Annotated in this window: 17 protein-coding genes; all 17 read left to right on the top strand. The window is 59.2% G+C overall.

Features of this window, described 5'->3' with window-relative positions:
• The first annotated feature begins 61 nt into the window (after positions 1 to 61).
• Complete coding sequence (locus BUB60_RS08315; RefSeq protein ID WP_073077674.1) at positions 62 to 2,131, top strand: hydantoinase/oxoprolinase family protein; 2,070 nt, start codon at positions 62 to 64, stop codon at positions 2,129 to 2,131.
• The gene (locus BUB60_RS08310; RefSeq protein ID WP_073077672.1) at positions 2,131 to 4,119 is read left to right on the top strand and encodes a hydantoinase B/oxoprolinase family protein; all 1,989 of its coding nucleotides are present in this window, start codon (positions 2,131 to 2,133) and stop codon (positions 4,117 to 4,119) included. Before BUB60_RS08315 ends, BUB60_RS08310 begins: the two co-directional genes overlap by 1 nt.
• Positions 4,116 to 4,643 (top strand): L-2-amino-thiazoline-4-carboxylic acid hydrolase, encoded by a 528-nt coding sequence (locus BUB60_RS08305; RefSeq protein WP_073077670.1) that lies wholly within the window; start codon positions 4,116 to 4,118, stop codon positions 4,641 to 4,643. The genes BUB60_RS08310 and BUB60_RS08305 overlap by 4 nt, the downstream gene beginning before the upstream one ends.
• Before the next feature lie 18 nt (positions 4,644 to 4,661).
• Positions 4,662 to 5,945, top strand: a complete 1,284-nt coding sequence (locus BUB60_RS08300; RefSeq protein WP_073077668.1) for an L-cysteine desulfidase family protein — start codon at positions 4,662 to 4,664, stop codon at positions 5,943 to 5,945.
• Between the two features lie 208 nt (positions 5,946 to 6,153).
• On the top strand, positions 6,154 to 6,843 hold the full coding sequence (locus BUB60_RS08295) for an HAD family hydrolase (protein ID WP_073078115.1): 690 nt from the start codon (positions 6,154 to 6,156) through the stop codon (positions 6,841 to 6,843).
• Entirely contained in the window at positions 6,836 to 7,711 is an 876-nt protein-coding gene (locus tag BUB60_RS08290) for a MurR/RpiR family transcriptional regulator (protein ID WP_084726345.1), read from the top strand. The genes BUB60_RS08295 and BUB60_RS08290 overlap by 8 nt, the downstream gene beginning before the upstream one ends.
• Positions 7,712 to 7,730: 19 nt before the next feature.
• The gene (locus BUB60_RS08285) at positions 7,731 to 8,462 is read left to right on the top strand and encodes an MBL fold metallo-hydrolase (protein WP_073077666.1); all 732 of its coding nucleotides are present in this window, start codon (positions 7,731 to 7,733) and stop codon (positions 8,460 to 8,462) included.
• A 2-nt stretch (positions 8,463 to 8,464) separates the two neighbouring features.
• On the top strand, positions 8,465 to 10,063 hold the full coding sequence (locus BUB60_RS08280) for an ABC transporter substrate-binding protein (protein WP_242941173.1): 1,599 nt from the start codon (positions 8,465 to 8,467) through the stop codon (positions 10,061 to 10,063).
• A gap of 4 nt (positions 10,064 to 10,067) precedes the next feature.
• Positions 10,068 to 11,018, top strand: coding sequence for an ABC transporter permease (locus tag BUB60_RS08275; protein ID WP_073077664.1), 951 nt, complete (start codon positions 10,068 to 10,070; stop codon positions 11,016 to 11,018).
• Positions 11,019 to 11,053: 35 nt separating this feature from the next.
• Positions 11,054 to 11,872, top strand: coding sequence for an ABC transporter permease (locus BUB60_RS08270; RefSeq protein WP_073077662.1), 819 nt, complete (start codon positions 11,054 to 11,056; stop codon positions 11,870 to 11,872).
• A 10-nt stretch (positions 11,873 to 11,882) separates the two neighbouring features.
• A complete protein-coding gene (locus BUB60_RS08265) occupies positions 11,883 to 12,863 on the top strand; it encodes an ABC transporter ATP-binding protein (protein WP_073077660.1) in 981 nt (326 codons plus the stop codon).
• Positions 12,841 to 13,833, top strand: a complete 993-nt coding sequence (locus BUB60_RS08260) for an oligopeptide/dipeptide ABC transporter ATP-binding protein (protein WP_073077658.1) — start codon at positions 12,841 to 12,843, stop codon at positions 13,831 to 13,833. The genes BUB60_RS08265 and BUB60_RS08260 overlap by 23 nt, the downstream gene beginning before the upstream one ends.
• A 6-nt stretch (positions 13,834 to 13,839) precedes the next feature.
• Positions 13,840 to 14,643 (top strand): metallophosphoesterase, encoded by an 804-nt coding sequence (locus tag BUB60_RS08255; protein ID WP_073077656.1) that lies wholly within the window; start codon positions 13,840 to 13,842, stop codon positions 14,641 to 14,643.
• A 523-nt stretch (positions 14,644 to 15,166) separates the two neighbouring features.
• Positions 15,167 to 16,771, top strand: coding sequence for an ABC transporter substrate-binding protein (locus BUB60_RS08250; RefSeq protein ID WP_084726343.1), 1,605 nt, complete (start codon positions 15,167 to 15,169; stop codon positions 16,769 to 16,771).
• Between the two features lie 131 nt (positions 16,772 to 16,902).
• Complete coding sequence (locus BUB60_RS08245; RefSeq protein WP_073077654.1) at positions 16,903 to 17,859, top strand: ABC transporter permease; 957 nt, start codon at positions 16,903 to 16,905, stop codon at positions 17,857 to 17,859.
• An 11-nt stretch (positions 17,860 to 17,870) separates the two neighbouring features.
• On the top strand, positions 17,871 to 18,815 hold the full coding sequence (locus BUB60_RS08240) for an ABC transporter permease (protein WP_084726342.1): 945 nt from the start codon (positions 17,871 to 17,873) through the stop codon (positions 18,813 to 18,815).
• A 14-nt stretch (positions 18,816 to 18,829) separates the two neighbouring features.
• Positions 18,830 to 19,810, top strand: coding sequence for an ABC transporter ATP-binding protein (locus tag BUB60_RS08235; protein WP_073077653.1), 981 nt, complete (start codon positions 18,830 to 18,832; stop codon positions 19,808 to 19,810).
• Positions 19,811 to 19,849: the final 39 nt, after the last annotated feature.

The raw sequence follows: 19,849 nt of genomic DNA, 5'->3' as shown, positions 1-19,849 counted from the left end.
TTATTTTTGCTGATTTCGAAATATATGGAATGGTCGTCCAAAAAAGGGAGGAGATTTCAAATTGGCATCGGAAATTCAATATCGACTGGGTATAGATATTGGCGGAACATTTACGGATTTTACGCTCGTCGACACGGAAAATAATACGGCTGTGGGCGTCAAAACCCCCACGGTCCCCCTGCATCCCGAGCACGGCATCCGCAACGGGCTGGAGCTGCTTATAAGGGACTGCGGACTGAAACCGGAGAAGCTCGACTACTTTGTCCACGGCATGACCATCGGCCTGAACGCGCTGCTCCAGCGCAAAGGTGCAAAGCTCGCGCTGTTTGTCACCGAGGGCTTTCGCGACATTTTAACCATGCAGAGGATGCGCCTGCCTGTGCCCTATGATTTCCGCTCCCGCCTGCCGGAGCCGCTGGTGCCGCGGAGCCTGGTGTTTGGCATACCGGAGCGCATCGGCGCCGACGGGGCCGAGCTGGTCCCGCTGGATATCAAGGCCCTGGACATGGCGGCGGAGGAAGCGCTCCGCGCGGGCGCCGAGGGCATCGCCCTGTGCTTTCTGCACAGCTATGAAAATCCCGACCATGAGAGGCAGGCGGCCGAGCGGCTCGCGCAAAAGCATCCCGGTCTGAAGCTTTGCCGGTCCAGCGCGCTGTGGCCGGAGATAAGGGAATATGAGCGGGCGTCCATCGCGGTCATCAATTTATATATCCAAAAAAATGTGGAGGCCTACTTTGAAAATTTAAAACAGGTTCTGGCGGAGGAGAACGTCGCCGTCCGGCCGTTTATCACGCAGTCAAACGGCGGCATTATGAATTTGGACTCAGCGGCGGCGGCGCCGGTCCGTACCCTGTTTTCCGGCCCGGCGGCCGGCGTGATCGGCGCGATTCACGAGGCCGGGCGCGCGGGTGAGGGCAATCTGCTGACCTTTGACATGGGCGGTACCAGCACCGATATCTCGGTGGTATTGAACGGCGAGCCAACCTACAGCCAGAGCGGCGAGCTGGCAGGCTTCCCCATCGTCATCCCCTCCATCGACATTGAGTCCATCGGCGCCGGCGGCGGCTCCATCGCCTGGATCGATAAGGGCGGCCTTTTGAAAGTCGGCCCGGAATCCGCCGGCTCCGACCCCGGCCCCGCCTGCTACGGAAAGAGCGCGCTGCCGACGCTGACCGACGCGTTTTTGCTCTGCGGCTATTTGAACGCGGCGCGTTTCGCCGCCGGCCGGCAGCCGCTGGATATCGGCAGAGCCAAAAGCGCCGTCCGTCCTCTGGCGGAGGTCTTCGGCAAGGAGGAACGCGTCCTGGCCGACCAGATGATCCAGATATCCGTCGCCAATATGTACGCCGAGCTGAGCAACATCATGGAGCGGAAGGGCTTTGATCCCCGGGAGCTCTCAGTGGTAGCTTACGGCGGCGGCGGGCCCGTCACCGCGAACTTCGTGGCGGAGGAGATCCACGCCAAAGACGTTTTCGTGCCCTTCCGGCCGGGGACACTTTGCGCGATGGGCGCGCTTTCGGCGGCCTTTGTGTATGACGCGGTCTTCCCCAATCGCGGCGGGGCTGCCTCCGTCGCGGCACTGAGAGAGCGGTTTTACAAGCTCCGGGAAGAAGCTGAGAAATGGCTCGAGAGCCAGAACGCCGGCGTGACGGACGGAATGCCCGCAGCCGTCCGATACCTTGCCGACGCCCGGTATCGCGGCCAGTCCTATGAGATACAGATCCAGATCACCGAGGACATGCTCTCGGGGGCAGACTGCTCCGCCATTGAGGAGGCGTTTCACAAGCAGCATCAGAGCCAGTACGGGCACTTTGAGCGGGATGCCGAGGTGGAGCTCGTGAACCTGCGGGCGCGGATTACGGCCCGCACGCCGGAGCTCCCGGCCATGGCCGTGGCGCCGGCGGAAACGCGCAGGGCCGCGCCCGGCGAGACCAGGGAGATATTTCTTAAGGGGAAAAGTTATAGCGCGGGTATTTTCAGCAGGGAAAGCCTGAAATCCGGCAATTTGATCGCCGGCCCGGCCATCGTCGAGCAGGACGACACAACGGTGCTGATCCTGCCGGGCTGGCACGGCGTCTGCGATGCCTTCGGCAATATCCGCATCGTGCGGGACGAGGAGGGGAATCAGTGATGAAAACAGAAGCGGCCGATTTGGAAATCATCCGCAATTATTTTTCCGCCATCTGCTGCGGCATGGGCTATGTCATCGAGCGGACCAGCTATTCCTCTTACGTGACGGAATCCGCCGATTACGCCACCGCGCTGGCAACGCCGGAAGGCGATTTTTTCGCCTATCCGAAAACGGCGGGCGTCACCAATTTCATGGGCCTTTCGCTGAACCGGGCCATTGCGGAATGCGGCGGCAACGGCGCGATGCGCCCGGGGGATATGATCATCACCAACGACCCCTACGCCACAAACGGCTTGTCGACGCACCTGCCCGACGTCCATGTCTTCAAGCCCATCTTTCATGAGGGACGGCTGATCTGCTATGCCTGGGCCTTTGTCCACACCGGGGATATCGGCGGCAGCGTTCCCTCCAGCCTGACGCCCGCCGCCACGGACATTCAAATGGAGGGCCTGCGCGTTCCTCCCGTCTGGCTGTATCGGGAAGGGCAGCCGAACCGGGACGTCCGGTCGATCCTGCTGGCCAGCAGCCGGATGCCCGCACTGCTCATGGGGGATATAAACTCCATGGTCTCGGCCGTCAACACGGCGGAGATAAAGCTTCGCGAGCTCATCGGCAAGTTCGGGGCGGATATGGTGATAAGCAGCGCCGCCGACCTGATGGAGCAGAGTGAGCGGCGCGCGCGGCAGATCATTGAAAAGATACCGGACGGCGCGTATCGTTTTGAGGATTATCTGGATGACGACCTGGAGAGCGACGTGCCGATCCGCATCGCGGTGGAGGTCCGGGTCAAAGGCTCGGACATTACCCTGGATTTCTCCAATTGCGACCCCCAGACGGCCACGGCCTTCAATCTCATCACAAACGGAAGCCATCATTCCTACCTCTATCAGGGACTGATCAACTATATCATCAGCGAGGACCCGTTTATCCCCGTCAACGGCGGCCTGACCTATCCCATCCGCATCGTGGCCCCTGAGGGGACCGTTGTCAACGCGCTCTACCCGGCGGCGGGCGGCATCCGCCACCCCGTTTCCATGCGGCTTTACAATGCCGTCCTGGGCGCGCTGGCGCAGGCGATTCCGGAGCATGTGCAGGCGGCCGGCGGCGGCCAGGCGGCCATCGTGGTCCTCTCTGTGCCCGACGAAACCCAGGGCGGCGCCTATAAAGCCAATGTGGTAGAGCCGATGGGCGGCGGCGGGGGCGGACAAATGGGCATGGACGGCGTCCACGGCATCGACCACGCCTCCGGTTTTCTCAAAAACACCCCGATCGAAAGCCTGGAAAAACGCACGAATATTTTGGTGCATCGTTACGAGCTCATTCCCGATTCCGCCGGAGCCGGCCTGTACCGGGGCGGCAGTGCCATACGCCTGGATTTTGAAATTTTAAAGGAGGGCTCTCTCGTGGGCGCGCGGGGCCAGGAGCGCCTCCGTTTCCAGCCCTGGGGCCTGTGTGGCGGTAAAGCCGGCGTGTCGGGCAGCGTCGTCATCAATCCCGACACGGCGCGCGCGCAAAAGCTCCCCAAAATAAAAATGCTCGCCCCGGAGAAGGGCGATATCGTCAGCTTCCGCTCTCCCGGGGGCGGCGGCTGGGGAGACCCCTTTCAGCGCCCGGCGGCGCTGGTGCTGGAGGACGTGTCGACGGGCCTGCTCTCCGTCCGTTCGGCCGAGGCGGACTACGGCGTGGCTGTCGTCAAAACCGGGAGCGGCTGCGCCGTTGACGAAGACAGGACGGCGGCGCTCCGCAAAAACGCCCCCGCGCGCCGCGACGTTTACGATCTGGGCGGTGCGCGGCAGGCTTACGAATCCGTCTGGACCAGGCAGGCCAGCGACGCGCTGGCGCAAAAGCTGCTGACCATACCCGTTTCCCGCCGGTCCCATTGCAAGCACCAGATTCATGAAGCCCTGCGGGAAAAGCACCGGCCGCTGACCGCCAGGGATATCGAAGACGCCTGGGCCTTAATTATTCAGAACGGAGAAGAGCGATGAGCGGTGAATTTGAAAAGCTGGAAGCGAAGATCGCGCTGGACGCGCCGATCACCAGGGACGAGTACAAGGCCGCGGTAAAGGGCGCGATACAGGCCCGGTCCGCCGTCACGTATTTTATATGGAAAACCCTGAAAGAGATGTACCCGGAGGCGGACGCCACCGCCGTACTGGTCCGGGCCTATGAAAAGTTCGGCGCCTATAGCGGCTCAAAATGGGGGGATATCAATAACGCGGCGGAGGCGCTGACCGCGCAGACCTCGAAAGGCGGATACCTGGCCTTTGAGCAGGAGTTCATCGCCTGCGGCGGCGACTACGCGCAGAAGGATTTTCACTGCTGCCCGCATATTGAGATGTTCCGGGAGCTGGGCGCCACGGACGAGGAAATCAAGATTCTGTGCCGGGACATTCTTTCCGCGGGAGACTACGGGAATATGCTTCCCCACGACGGCGTGCGGCTGGAATTCAAAAAGCAGATCGGCATGGGCGACGACCACTGCGAATACTGCGTTTACAAGTGCCGGTAGCGCCTTGGAGGAACCGGGATGGATCAGGAAATATATCGCGCCTATCTTGACATTTTAAAAGAGGAATTGATCCCGGCGATGGGCTGCACCGAGCCCGTTGCGGTCGCCTGCGCCGCGGCAAAAGGGCGGGAGCTTCTCGGCCTGCTGCCGGAGCGCTGCGAGATTTCCGTCAGCGGCAATATCCTCAAGAATGCCAAAAGCGTCATCGTCCCCAACACAGGCGGGCTGAAGGGGCTTGAGGCCGCCGTTGCCGCCGGTGTGGCGGCGGGGGACCCAGCCGCGTCCCTGGAGGTGCTTTCCGCGGTTTCAAAAGAACGCTTTCAGGAGATCGGGGACTATATGGAAAGGCATGAAATCCGGGTCCTGCTGGCGGAAACCGGCGAGAATTTCCATATCGATCTCCGGCTGTCTGCGGCCGGACACAGCGCCCGCGTGGTGGTCAGCCGCCGGCACACCAATATCATTCTGCTGGAAAAGGACGGCGAGCCGGTCTTCCAGGCGGAGGACGAGGCCGGCGGCGCCGACGGGGCCGCGGACCGGCGGGTCCTGAATATACGAGATATCGTTGCCTTTGCCGAGGCCGTTCGTATGTCGGATATCGAATCTATTATCGACAGGCAGGTGGCGTATAACACCGCCATTGCCCGAGAGGGCCTGACGGGCAATTGGGGGGCGCAGATAGGCAAAACCCTCCTGAGCCACTATGACGGTACCGACGTGGTTGTCCGCGCCAAGGCCGCCGCCGCGGCAGGCAGCGACGCCCGCATGAGCGGTTGCCAGCTGCCCGTGGTCATCGTTTCCGGCAGCGGGAACCAGGGGCTGGCCGCGTCGCTCCCCGTGATTGAATTCGCCGGGCATTTGGGGAACAGCCGTGAGGCGCTGTACCGCGCGCTCGTCGTCTCCAATCTGGTGACGATTTATCAAAAAGCAGGGATCGGCCGCCTTTCCGCCTTCTGCGGGGCCGTCTGCGCCGGGTGCGGCGCCGGCGCCGGCATCGCCTTTCTCCACGGCGGCAGATACGACGAAATTGCCCATACGATCGTCAACGCCCTGGCGGTCATTTCCGGCATGACCTGCGACGGCGCGAAGCCCTCCTGCGCCGCCAAGATCGCCGCCGCCGTGGACAACGGCATCTTTGGCTATAAGCTGTACCTGGCCGGCCATCAGTTCTATGCCGGAGACGGCATCGTCACCAAGGGCGTGGACAGCACGATAGAAAATGTGGCGCGCCTGGCCCGCGAGGGCATGCACAAGACCGACCGGGAAATTCTCAGCATCATGGTGGAAAATCGGCGTATTTAATTTAAGGCGGGCACCGTATAAAAAAGGCCCTGATTCGATAAGAATCAGGGCCTTTTTGCGCGACGGAATAAGCCGCCCGTTGGGCGCGTATTTGACAAGCTCTTAACCCTGGCGGGATTGGGAACTTTACATATCGGCGGTAAATTTAAAAATGTTGAAAATAAATCAAAACTTAAATAATAATTTTTTTCCGACAATCAGGGGGCATATGAAATATCGTTATATCTGGTTCGATTTGGGAATGACGCTTGTCGAAACCCCTATTGAAACGCTTTACCGGCAGGTCCTCAAGGCCTTTGACATCCATAGGGACGCGGCGGAAATCAGGCGGGCTGTTTACCTGACGGACAAGGAGTTCATGCGACGCTATCCGCACATCCTGGGGACGCAGCCCGCCCACTTCATGCCGTGGTACCTTGGAATCCTGAACTACAATCTGGGCGTCCGGCTGGACCTTGAGGAAAATTACCGCATCTTCGCGGACGCTCAAAGCCGCATGGGCCTCAAATGGCGCCCCGTTCCCGGAGCCCACGAGCTGCTGCGGCGGCTGAAGGGGCAGGGGGTGGGGCTCGGCCTGATCAGCAACTGGGATCACACCTGCCGGCGCGTCCTGGCGGATAACGGCCTCGACGCGCTGCTGGACGTGACGGTGGTCTCCTCGGAGGTGGGCATAGAAAAGCCGAATCCTGAAATCTTTCGGATGGCGCTGGAGACGGCGGGCGTCCGCGCGGAGGAAGCGATGTATGTGGGGGATAATTATTACGACGACGTCGTCGGCGCGGGCGGCGTGGGGATCAAATGCCTTTTGATCGCGCCCTACGGCCGGCTGGGGCTGGAAGAAATCAGCCACCGGGCCACGATACGCAGTATAGAGGAGGTCCGGGATTATCTTGAATAAGGACCAGCAGGCGGCAAAGGATATGGATTTAAGCGTTGAGTCGCTGCAGGAGAGGATCGACCGGGTCTTTGACCAGCTGACGCCCGCGCAGCAGAAGGCGACCATATATATCAGAAAAAAGTGGGAGCAGATCTGCTTCATGACGGCCCGGGAGGTCGGCCAGAAGGCCGAGGTGAGCGAGGCGACGATTCAGCGCATTGCCGTGTGCCTGGGCTTTGAAAGCTTCCGCGATATGAAGATGAAGATGAAGAACAGCCTGCTGAGAAACAGGGCCGTCGTCAACTTCAAGCTGAAAGGGGCGCATGAGCCCGGCAAGGCGGGCTGGCTGGACGAGCACGTCAGCGCCGAGGTCGGTAACATCGTGCAGACCTTTCGCCTGAACTCCAACGAGGTGCTTGAAAAGGGCGCCCGTATGCTGATCGGCGCCCAGCGCGTCTGGGTGATCGGGGACAGGATGGGCTCGGGGGCGTCCGCCTATCTTTGCTTTTCCTTAAACTACCTGATCGGTAAAACCGTGCAGCTCAATAAATCGAATTGTTACGAATACCTGTCCCTCATGAACGAAAACGACGCGCTGCTCATTATCGGCTTTCAGCGCTATTCCAAGAGCACGCTGCGCATTGCCGAGCTCGCCAAAAAGCGGGGCGTCAGGGTGCTCGTCTTCACGGACTGCGACCTTTCTCCCTTTGCCAAGCTTGCCGACGTGGCCTTTTTCGCCGTGACGGATTCGATCATCTTCCTGGATTCCTACAGCTCGGTGCTGTCCCTGGCGCAGGCGCTGATTTCCAAGCTCGTCAAGCTGGAGCAGCAGGCGGTCAGGCGCAATATCGAGAGCACCGAAGAGATCTACGGTCTGCTGAAAGAATAAAAAATAAGGACAAAATGGAATGACTTTAACGATTATCGGCTTTTACGGGGCGTATCCGCCGCCGAACGGCGCAACGTCCGGCTACCTGATCGAGGACGGAGACACAAAGGTTTTGCTGGACTGCGGCAGCGGCGTGCTGTCAAAGCTGCAGGAGCGCGTCGCGCTCAGCGCGCTGGACGGCGTGGTGCTGACGCACTATCATCCCGATCACTGCGCGGACCTGGGCTGCCTGCAGTATGCCGCAATGATTGACACGCAGCTGGGGCGGCGCGGCAAGGATTTTTCCGCCTGGGGGCCGGGAGAGCTGTCTCGGCTGACGTATGCGCCATACTGTAGGGGGTACAGCTACGAGGAGGCACCCGCCTTTAAAATCGGCTCCTTGACCTTCACGGTGTCGAGGAATATCCACGATGTAACCTGCTATGCCGTCAAGGTGGCCGACGCGCGGGGGGCGACGCTCGTATATTCCGGCGACACGGGCTATTCTCCGGCCCTAGCGGAATTTTCACACGGCGTGGATTGCCTGATCTGCGAAGCGTCTTTTTACAAGGAGCAGGCGGGCCGCGCCGCCCATCACCTGACGGCCGCGCAGGCCGGGCGCATTGCGGCCGCGGCGGAGGTCCGGCGGCTTGTTCTGACACACCTGCCTCACTTCGGTGAATTGGAGCAGTTAACTATACAGGCAGAAGAAGTTTACAACGGAAGCGTTGCTCTGGCAACGCAATGGATGAAAGTTAAATTGGAGAGATGAGCATGAAAACAAGAAAGGAAAGGAACATGAAAAATTTCAAAAGAATCATCGCCGTGGCGCTGGTGGGAATTTTGAGCCTCAGCGCCGGCTGCGCCGCCACGCAGAAGGAGGCGGCACCGGAGAACAGCGTCCCGCCGGTCACCGAGAGCGCGTCCCCAAGCGCCGCGCAAAGCACGCCGGCATCTGATGTGACTGTAAGGGTGGCGCTGGGCTCGGAGCCGGACAACCTGGACCCCATGCTCTCGGCCGCCACGGACACGGCCGCGGTCATGATGAACGTCTACGAGGGGCTGATGGGCTTTGACCAGAAGGGCGATTTTATTCCCGCCATCGCCCAGTCCTACACCGCCGCACCGGACGGGCTCAGTTACACCTTTACGCTCAAAAAGGGCGTCAAGTTCCACGACGGCAAGGACTGCACCGCCAAGGATGTCAAATATACATACGAGAAGCTGGCCGGGCTGACGGGCGAAAAGCCGCTCAACTCCACACTCAGCCAGGAGCTTGTCAAGGTCGAAACGCCGGACGACTACACCGTGGTACTGACGCTCAAGCAAAGGGACGCCGGCTTTATGAGCAAGACCATCCTCTCCATCGAGGAGGAGGGCTATGCCGACAACAGCACGAAGCCCATCGGCACCGGGCCGTATAAGTTTGTCGAGTATATCCAGGGGCAGAAGATCGTCCTTGAGAAGAACGAGAACTATTCCACCATCGCCGAGCGCAAGCCGACGATCGGCAAAGTGGAATTCGTGATCATGACCGATGAAAACGCCAAGCTGATGGCGCTCAAATCCGGCAATCTGGACATCGCCGGCGTCAGCGCGCCGAACGCCGCGGCGCTGGGTGACGATTTCAGCATCGTGCAGGGGCCCCAGAACATGGTGCAGGTCCTGGCGCTCAACAACGCCGTCAAGCCCCTGGACAACCTCAAGGTTCGGCAGGCCATCAACTACGCCGTCAATAAGGACGAGATCATCGGCGCCGTGGTCGACGGCAAGGGGACGAAGGTTGAATCCTTCCTCAGCCCGTCCATGGCGACCTATTACAACGACAATATCGCCGCCTATAAAACGGATATTGAAAAAGCCAAGAGCCTTCTCAAGGAGGCCGGCTACGAAAAGGGCTTTGACCTGACCATCACGGTGCCGTCCAATTACCAGACGCATATCGACACCGCGCAGGTGATCAAAGATCAGCTGGCGCAGGTGGGCATCAACGTCAACATCCAGCTGATCGAGTGGGCCCAGTGGCTCGACGGCGTTTACACCAAGCGCGACTATCAGTCCACCATCATCGGCCACAGCGGCAAGCTTGACCCCCAGGACTTTTTAAACCGCTTCACGAGCACCTACGACAAGAACTACTTCAACTTCACAAACCCCGATTACGACAAGCTGGTTACGGAGGCCGCCGCGACCACCGACATCAGCCAGCGCGCAGCGCTTTACAAGCAGTGCCAGCAGTTCCTCGTCGACCAGGCGGCGTCCGTGTTCATTCAGGACCCCCACATCATCTTCGCCGTTTCAAAGAAGCTGGACGGCCTGCAGATATACCCGGTGACCTTCTTCAACATGAGCGACATCCACGTCAAATCCTAGCCGGATGAGAACAGCAGCATATCTCATAAAAAAGCTCCTGTCGGCGTCCGTTACACTGGCGATCATATCGCTGCTGATCTTCGGCGTGTTTCAGCTCCTGCCCGGAAATCCCGCGACCATCATACTTGGAGTGGATGCAGATCCACTCCAAGTACAGGCTTTGTCGGAGGAGCTGGGGCTTGATGCGCCGCCGCTGCAGCGGTATGCCCGCTGGGTCGCCGGGCTGTTCAGCGGGGATCTGGGCCGGTCCGTCAGATACCAGGTGCCGGTGATCGAGCTGATAAGGCAAAGCCTGCCGGTGACGGCCTCCCTTGCCGCGCTGTCCCTGCTCGTCACCGTCGCTCTGTCCGTTCCCGTGTCCATTTACCTGGCGAAAAACAACAACAAAAAGCTTCCCACCTTTATATCGGCGCTGATGCAGGTCGGCATCGCGGTGCCGTCCTTCTGGCTGGCCATTCTGCTGGTCATGGTTTTTGCCGTCGTCCTCCGGTGGCTGCCGTCGGGCGACTTTGTCCCGTTTTCTCAAAGCGTGTCCGGCGCGCTCCGGTCGCTCATCCTTCCAGCGGCGGCGATCTCCATCGGGACGACGGCCGTCGTTATCCGCTATCTCAAAAACACCATGCTCGATCAGCTGAGCATGGATTATGTCCGGACGGCCCGCAGCAAGGGCCTGGGCAAAAACAAGGTCCTGTACAGGCACGTTTTGAAAAATGCCCTTCTGCCGGCCATCACGATGCTGGGGATGATCGCGGTGGACGTGCTGGGCGGGAGCATCATCGTTGAAAACGTCTTCAACCTGCCGGGGATCGGCAGGCTCATCATATCGGGCGTGGGCAACCGCGATTTCCCGCTTGTCCAGGGATTGGTATTCTATCTTGCATTGACCGTGGTGGTCGTCAATTTCGTCGTGGATCTGCTTTATGCGGCCGTCGATCCGCGCATCCGCCTCAAATGACGAAGAGAAAGCGCGGCCGCGCGTGAGGTTTCAACATGATTAAAAAAGCCGGGCGCAACACGAATTTCAAGGTGGGTGCCATACTGCTGTGCCTGTTTCTGATCCTCCTGATCCTGAGCCTTATCTGCACGCCGTACGACCCCAATAAAATGAACACCCAGGCAAAATTCCAGCCGCCGTCTTTCCAGCACCTTCTCGGCACGGATAATTTCGGCCGGGATATCTTCAGCCGGGTGATGAAGGGCGCGCAGACGGTCTGTTTCGTCGGCTTTACGTCGGTGGCCATCGGGCTTGCGGCGGGGTTTATACTGGGGGCGGTTTCCGGCTATCTCGGCGGCCCGGCGGACGAGGTGATCATGCGCCTGATGGACGCGCAGATGGCCTTCCCGGGCATCATACTGGCCCTTGTGCTCATCACCCTGATCGGTCCCGGCAGCGTGAGCACGGCTCTGGCGCTGGGCGTCACCGCTGTCCCGCGCTTTTGCCGGATCACCAGGGCGTGCTTTATGCAGATCAAGGAGCTGGATTACATCAAGGCCGCAAAATCCCGCGGCGCCTCCGTCCCAAGGCTGATCGCGTGCCATATTCTGCCCAACATGTTATCGCCCCTGATCGTCACGGCGACGCTCGCCTTTTCCACCGCCATCCTGGCCGAGGCCGGGCTGAGCTATCTGGGGCTCGGCATTCAGCCGCCCCAGCCCAGCTGGGGGAAGATGCTGTTCGAGGCCCAGGCCTATCTGCTGACAAATCCCTGGTACGCCTTTATACCGGGCTGCATGATCACGCTCACGGTGCTGGGCTTTAACCTCCTGGGAGACGGGCTGCGGGACCTGACGGACACAAAAACGCTGTGAGGACGGTGTCATGGAACAATTATTAGACATTCAGGGGCTGTCGGTCGAGGTTTTAAACGGCGGCCGATATTACAAGGCCGTCGAGCAGGTCGGCTTTCAGATCGGAAAAGGCGAGACGGTGGGCCTGGTGGGCGAATCCGGCTGCGGCAAAAGCCTGACCGCGCTGTCGATTATGGGGCTGCTGCCCGAAACGGCAAGGGCCGGGGGCCGCGTCCTTTTTCGGGGCCGGGACCTGCTTTCTTTAACCGAGGAAGAAAAATGCGTGTTCCGCGGCCGGGACATCTCCATCGTTTTTCAGGAGCCCATGACGGCGCTGAATCCACTGGTGCCGGTGGGCCGGCAGATCGCCGAGGCGTTTTTGCTGCACCATACCGGCAGCAGAGCCGAGGCCAGAGAGGCGGCAATCGGCATGATGCGTCAGGTGGGCCTGTCCCGCGCCCCGTCGCTTTACTGGGAATACCCCCATCAGCTTTCGGGGGGGATGAAGCAGCGCGTCGTCATCTGCATGGCGCTTATCAACCGTCCGGCGCTGCTGATTGCCGACGAGCCCACGACGGCGCTGGACGTGACGATCCAGTTTCAGATTCTGGAGCTCATCAGGCAGCTGAACCGCACGCTGTCCGCCACGGTGCTTTTCATTTCCCACGACCTGGGCGTGGTTAAGGAGGTGTGCTCCCGGCTTCTCGTCATGTACGCCGGCCTGATCGTCGAGGAGGGCGGGACGGAGGACGTCCTGCGTCATCCGATGCATCCTTATACAAGGCAGCTGCTGGCGTCCATCCCGACGGCGCAGAACAGAGGGCGGGACCTGTACAGCATCCCGGGCGCCGTCGCCCCTTTGGATAAAAGAAAGCCGGACGTCTGCCCGTTTTCCGACCGGTGCGCTCAGGCCTCCGCCGTCTGCTTTTCGGCGGCGCCGGCGCTCCGGGGGCTGAACGGGAGAAGGGTGCGCTGCTTTCTGGCGGGAGGTGAAGCTATTGAGCGCTGTTGAACCACTCCTTGAGCTGCGGGACCTGAGCAGGTATTACCGCGTCAAAAGCAAAAAGAATCCGTTCCTAAAACAGCAGATTAAGGCTGTCGACAGGCTGAGCCTGTCGATTTACCCGGGCGAGACCTTCGGCCTGGTGGGAGAGTCGGGCTGCGGAAAATCCACCGCCGGCCATGTGCTGGCGGGCATCCTTCCGCCCACCGCGGGGGAAATCCGTTACGGCGGCAAAAGCTTTTCCGCCATGAGCGGCAGGGAGAAAGCGGCGGCCCGCCGCGAGATCCAGATTGTCCTGCAGGACCCGAGCGCGTCGCTCAATCCCAAACGGAAGATCGGCTGGATCGTCGGGGAGCCCCTGCTGATAAACGCGGATTACAGCAAGCAGGCCCGGCAGAGGCTTGTGGCCGAAATGCTGGAAACGGTGGGGCTTGACGAGAGCTGCGCGTCCCGTTACCCTCATGAGCTGAGCGGTGGCCAGCGGCAGCGCGTCAATATCGCGGCGGCGCTGATGCTTGCTTCAAAGCTGCTCGTGGCCGACGAGGTGGTTTCCGCGCTGGACGTCTCCGTCCAGTCGCAAATCCTGAACCTGCTCAAAAAGCTGCAAAGAACGCGGCAACTCACATATCTGTTTATCTCCCACGATCTCAACGTCGTGCAGTACATGAGCGACAGGCTCGGCGTGATGTACCTGGGCCGTCTGGTGGAGTACGGCGCTGTGGACGATATATACGGCGACGCCCGGCACCCGTATACAAAGGCGCTGCTGTCAACCATGCCGTCGGTGGCCGACAGGGGCGTCGAGCGCATTATTCTGGAGGGCGAGGTGCCGAGCCTCCTCGCTCCGCCGTCAGGCTGCGCGTTCCACACAAGATGCCGTCAGGCCCGGGACCTCTGCCGTCAGACACCGCCGGAGATGCGGGAGATATGCCGGGGCCATTATGCCTGCTGCCATTTTGCCCTGGAGAACAAGGGGTGACATGATATGAAAATAGGCGTTATCTCCGATATTCACGTTGACAGGAACAAAGACTTTCCGGTTCTGGAGCGGCTGGCCGGGAAAATGGCGGAAAAGGCGCTGGACGGCCTTGTGATCGCCGGCGACATTTCCAACAACCAGCGCGTCACGCTGGATTTCATCGACCGTGTGACGGCCCTTTCGGGCAGGCCCGTCTATTTTGTGCCGGGGAACCACGACATGTGGCGGGATGAGAAAAACCCCGCCGGCACGGCGGAGCTTTACGAGCGCTATCGGGCGCACCCGGCCTGCCTGATCGGCAAAAGCGTGCCGCTGGCCGGCGGTTGGGTGCTTCTCGGGGACATCGGCTGGTACGATTATTCCTTCGGCAATAAAGGATATACGCAGGAAGAGTTCGAGAGAAAATCGATGCTTAACCGCACATGGCAGGACAGCGTTTTTATCGATTGGAAACAGCCGGACCCGCAGGTGCACCGGCGGATGCTGGACCGCCTGGAGCAGCAGCTTGCCGATACCGCGGGCAAGCAGCGCATCGCCGTCACGCATATGGTGACGGACGGGAGCTTTACCGTGCCGGAAAGCAGGGCGCCCTGGCCGTACTTCAATGCGTTTCTGGGAAGCGGGGAATACGGCGCCCTGTTTGAAAGCTCCGGCGTGCGCTACAGCATCATGGGGCATGTCCATTATCGGAAGCGGCTTGAGAAAAACGGGGTGGCCTATATCTGCTCCTGCCTAAATTATCATACCGAGTGGCGCGGCGGCGATTTTGAAAGAGAGCTGGACGAGGCCCTGACGGTCATCAGCCTGTAGCGTACACAGGCCCGCCGCCGACAGCCTGAAATGAGCAAATGCGTTTCCTGAACGGAAACGCATTTGCCCATTTAGGTAGGTAGAAGGAAAAAGGTAGCAGCAAGTTAGGAATTGGCTACACTATATAACGACAACCGAGAGAGACTTTTGCAACAAAAATTTTTAATTTTTGAACAATTTTTTTTCGTAACGCAGAGAAACCGGAGCGGCAGGGCAAAGAGGCTGCAATTATCCGGATCGTGCATCTGCTTTTATTATTGTCCTGCTTAGTCAAAATTTGAATTTATAGTGTTGACAACTTCAATTTATGAATTTATAATAAAACACGCACTCAGAAATTGAATTTATTTCGTGAATTCGTGCAGATTCTGATCGGCACTTTTCTGATTAGAATGGATACAGCCGCAATATCAAGGGTGAGACCAAATTAAATTATCCGGTTGCTTGACACATCTACTCAGCATGGCAAACGCTGTCGGTAGGATTTAGCAGTGTACTGCTAAAACAATAAGGAGGTAAATAAATGAAAAGGTCACTGGCAGTTATTCTCGCATTGGTATTAGTCTGCTCACTGTTTGCTTGCGCAAAGACTCCGGGGACGGACACGTCACCATCGTCTTCCGCCCCGGGAGCGCCGGTCCTGGCGGCGACGGCTTCCCCGTCCGCAGATTCTGACGCCGAGGGCACGCCGCAATATGGCGGCGTTATGAAAATCGTCTGCACGGCGGAAGGCGCCAACCCCATCGGCGTGCCGTGGCTTGTTTACGGCGTCGACCTGATACTGCTTGTGCCCACCTGCGAAACGCTTTTTATACAAAGCGCATCGGGCGACCTTGAGCCCGTCCTCGCCGAATCCTATAAAACCGACATTGACAACAAGCAGATCGTTATTGAGCTGCGGCAGGGCGTCAAATTTACCGACGGGTCCGACTGGAATGCCGACGTCGCCGTGTGGAACCTGCGAAACGATAAAAAAGCAAATATGGTAAGCACAGCCATTACGGATATTGTAAAGCTCGGCGATTATGAAATCGCGCTTAAATTTGACCAATATTCAAACGACATCGTATCAAGCCTGACAACGCACACAAACGCCGTGATCTCCAAGGAGTCGTATGAGAAAAACGGCGAAGCTTGGGCCAAGGATAACCCTGTGGGCACAGGCCCGTTCATCCTCAAGAAATATGTGCAGGGCGCCTCGATCGAATTTACTAAAAATCCGAACTACTGGCAGAAGGACAAGCCCTATCTGGACGGCATCGAATACCAGTTCATCAGAGACGCCATGACGCAAAATATTGCCATGCAGGCAGACGGCCAACAAAGCGTTGATGTTCTCGAGACCACAAGCGGCGAGCAGATTGAAACACTGCGCCAGTTGGGCTTTACGATAATTTCCGCGCCCATGGGTACAAACTGCCTGATACCCAGCAGCAAGGATCAGAGCTCCCCGCTGAGCAAGACGGAGGTCAGACAAGCCATTTCCTACGCGATCGACCGTGACTCCATCGTTGCGGCAAGGGGCTTCGGCGTCTGGACGTCCGGCGACCAGATGGTGGCGGACGCCTTCCCGGCGGGGCACCTCGACGATTCCTACAACTGCACCTACGATCTTGACAAGGCAAAGGAACTGATGAAGCAGGCCGGATATGAGAACGGCTTTTCAACGACCATTTACGCACAGCCGGGTATGACGGATAAAGATACCATTGTCGCCATCCAGAGCATGCTCAGCCAGATCGGTATCAAGGCGGAGCTGCAGTTCCCCGACAGCGGCGGCTATACGGCCATCCGAAAGGATTGGGACGGCCTTTTGGTGCAGCACGTGAGGGCCCTGCCGCAGATCGGCAGCACGTTCAACTTCTTCTTCGGCAAGACGCAAACGATTTATCCGAATTTGTGGGCGCCCGATGAAATGGAGACCCTCATCCAGGATTCGATGCATATTCAGGACAACGCCCAGCAGCTCCGGGATATGGCCGAGCTGACCGCGGACAATATGCTGGTTATCCCAGTTTACAATCAAATGGATACATGGGTTACCAAGCCGTACGTCAAGGGCGGCGAATTTACCAAATGGGACGCCGGTACCCAGTATCAGCCGGCAAACGCCTATTTCGCCAAGTGACGATTGCCATGAAGTTATGAGCTTCAGCTAACTGCGCATGGTTGAGGGGAAGATTTCAGACCTCCTTTATCTGCTTCCCCTCAACCGCCGTTTCATGGGAGCATCATTGTACAGGTACAAAGGAGAATACGATGCTGAGTTATATTGTTCGGCGATTATTGCATGCAATCGTCATTATTGTTTTAGTGAGCTTCTCCGTTTTCATTCTGGTCAGAGCGCTCCCCGGTGACCCGATCGATATGCTCGTCACGCAGAACGTGATGGTGACGCTGACGCCGGAGCAGGTCGAGCAGGTCCGGCATGAAAAAGGCCTGGACCGTCCGGTGCTGGTCCAGTACGCCGACTGGCTGAGCAAGGTGGTCCAGGGAGATTTCGGCCTGTCTATCATACACAGCTACGATATCGGCAAGGAGCTTGCCAGCAGGGTGACGGTGTCGCTCCTGCTGGGGCTGACGGCCTTTGTCATCAGCCTGCTCGTGGGACCTCTGCTGGGCGTGATCAGCGCGATACGGCGGGGAAAGTTTATCGACAATCTTGTCGCGGTGCTTGCGAATATCGGTATCACGGCGCCGCAGTTCTGGGTGGGTATTCTGTTCATCTTTTTGTTTGGGTTGAAGCTGAAGTGGCTCCCCAGCTACGGGTATACGCTGCCGTGGGACAATTTCGGCATGAGTGTCAGGCAGAGCATCATGCCCGTTGTCGTCATTGCGCTGGGGCCGATCGCCTCAACCGCCCGGCAGATGCGCTCCAGCGTCCTGGAAACGCTGGGCGAGGACTACATACGCACCGCCTGGGCCAAGGGTCTCAATGAGAAAAAGGTCATCCTGCGGCACGTGATAAAAAACTCGCTCATGCCGGTCATCACGCTGCAGGGCACCATGCTGCGGCTTATCGTCGGCAGTGCCGTCGTTGTTGAGACCGTTTTTGTCATTCCGGGCATGGGCAAGCTGATGGTCGATTCGATGCTGGCCAACGACTATCCCGTCGTCCAGGCGGTGACCCTGGTGATGACGCTGATCGTTGTCTTTTCCAGTCTGATCGTCGATTTGCTGTATGGCTGGATCGACCCGCGTATTCAATATGAATAGGGGGCCGGAGAATGAATATTGAACTTGAGAAGACGCCAGCCGCTGTGCCGGCGGAAAGCCAGAGTGAAGAACTTGACGTCGTCAGGGAAGAACTGCTTCCTCCGGTCAACGAATTTAAAAGATTTGTCAAGGTCTTTTTCAAGCGAAAGGTCGTTTTTGTCGGTTTTGTTTTGGTTGTTCTGATGCTTCTCATGGCGGTCTTCGCGGGCGTCATCGCGCCATATGGGCCGTATGACCAGGACCTGCACAACGTCCTGGCCGCGCCGGGCGGCGCGCATCTGCTGGGCACGGACGCCTTGGGGCGCGACCTGCTGAGCCGGATCATCTACGGCTCCCGCGTGGCGCTCTCCGTCGGCATCGTCACGGTTTTAGTATCGGCGGCCATCGGCACATTGATCGGACTGATCGCAGGCTATGCAGAGGGTGCTGTCCAGGCGATCATCATGCGCCTGACAGACGCCATGATGTCCATTCCGAACCTCATTTTTTCAATTATTATTGTAAGCATTCTGAAAGCCGGTGTCCCCGGCGTGGTGCTGGCCATCGCCTTCACGCTGCTGCCGGGGTATATCCGCCTGGTCAATGGCCAGGTACAGTCGCTCAAGCGGAACGACTATGTCCTGGCGGAGCGGTCGATGGGCGCCGGAAAAATTCGCATCCTGCTCCGGCACATTCTGCCCAACTGCCTGTCGCCGCTCATCGTCCAGATGACGATGATGATGGGCGTGGCGATCCTGCAGGAGGCGTCGCTGAGCTTTTTGGGGCTCGGCATCCTGCCGCCGACGGCGGCCTGGGGCAGCCTGTGCTTCGACGGCTATAAATATCTGCTGATGCGGCCGCTGCTGTCGCTGGTGCCGGGGCTTGCCATCATGATACTCGTCTTCGCTTTCAACATGGTCGGCGACGGCCTGCGCGACGCGCTGGACCCGAAGCTGCGCGGCACATCAATGAAATGACGGGAGGAGCGAATATGGAAAGACTGTTAACCGTCAGCGGGCTGACGACGGAGTTCAGGACGGAGCGCGGCATCGTCAAGGCCGTCAACAACGTGTCCTATCACGTGGACGAGGGCGAGATCATCGGCCTGGTGGGCGAGAGCGGCTGCGGGAAATCCGTCAGCCAGCTGTCCGTCATGCAGCTCGTTCCGAATCCGCCGGGGAAGATCGTGGCCGGCTCGGCCGAGTTCGAGGGCGAGGATATCTTAAAGCACGCCAGGAACAGCCGGGAGATGTGCGCCATCCGCGGGGGCAAGATATCCATGGTGTTCCAGGAGCCGATGACGTCCTTGAATCCGGCCATGACGATCGGCCGGCAGATGTCCGAGGTGATGATCGAGCACCTTGGTATCGACAGGAAGGAGGCGCGGGAGCGCAGCATCGACATGCTGCGGCAGGTGGGTATCCCCGACCCGTCAAAGCGGATCGACGATTATCCGCACCAGCTCTCGGGCGGGATGCGCCAGCGGGTCATGGTGGGCATGGCGATGCTGTGCCATCCGAAGCTGATCATCGCCGACGAGGCCACCACGGCCCTGGACGCGACGATCCAGGCGCAGCTGCTGGAGCTCCTTTACGAGATGGTGAACAAATACCACACGGCGCTGGTCATGGTGACGCATAACCTGGGCATCGTGGCGCGGTATGCCCACCGCATCAACGTCATGTACGCCGGGCGGATCGTGGAGTCCGGCACGGTGCGGGAGATCTGGGCCAACCCGCTGCATCCGTACACGGAGGGGCTTTTGAGCTGCGTGCCGAAGCTGGGAGAGCGGCTCGTGCCCATTAAGGGCATGCCGCCGTCGCTCATCAACCGCCCGGCCACGTGCCCGTTCCTGCCCAGATGCCGCCGCCGGACAAAGAGGTGCTTTACGGCGCCGGCGCATGAGCTTGAGCACGTGGAGGGGGAGCACTATGTGACGTGTCCGTCAAAGCTGGGAGGTGGGGAGAAATGAGCCCGGTGGAAAAAGGCAATATAGTGGACGTCGCTAACC

Source organism: Sporobacter termitidis DSM 10068, assembly GCF_900130065.1.
In the GTDB taxonomy this organism is placed as follows: Bacteria; Bacillota; Clostridia; order Oscillospirales; family Oscillospiraceae; genus Sporobacter; species Sporobacter termitidis.
The sequence above is the reverse complement of the archived record's forward strand: the minus strand, read 5'-3'. Positions and strand labels throughout refer to the sequence as shown.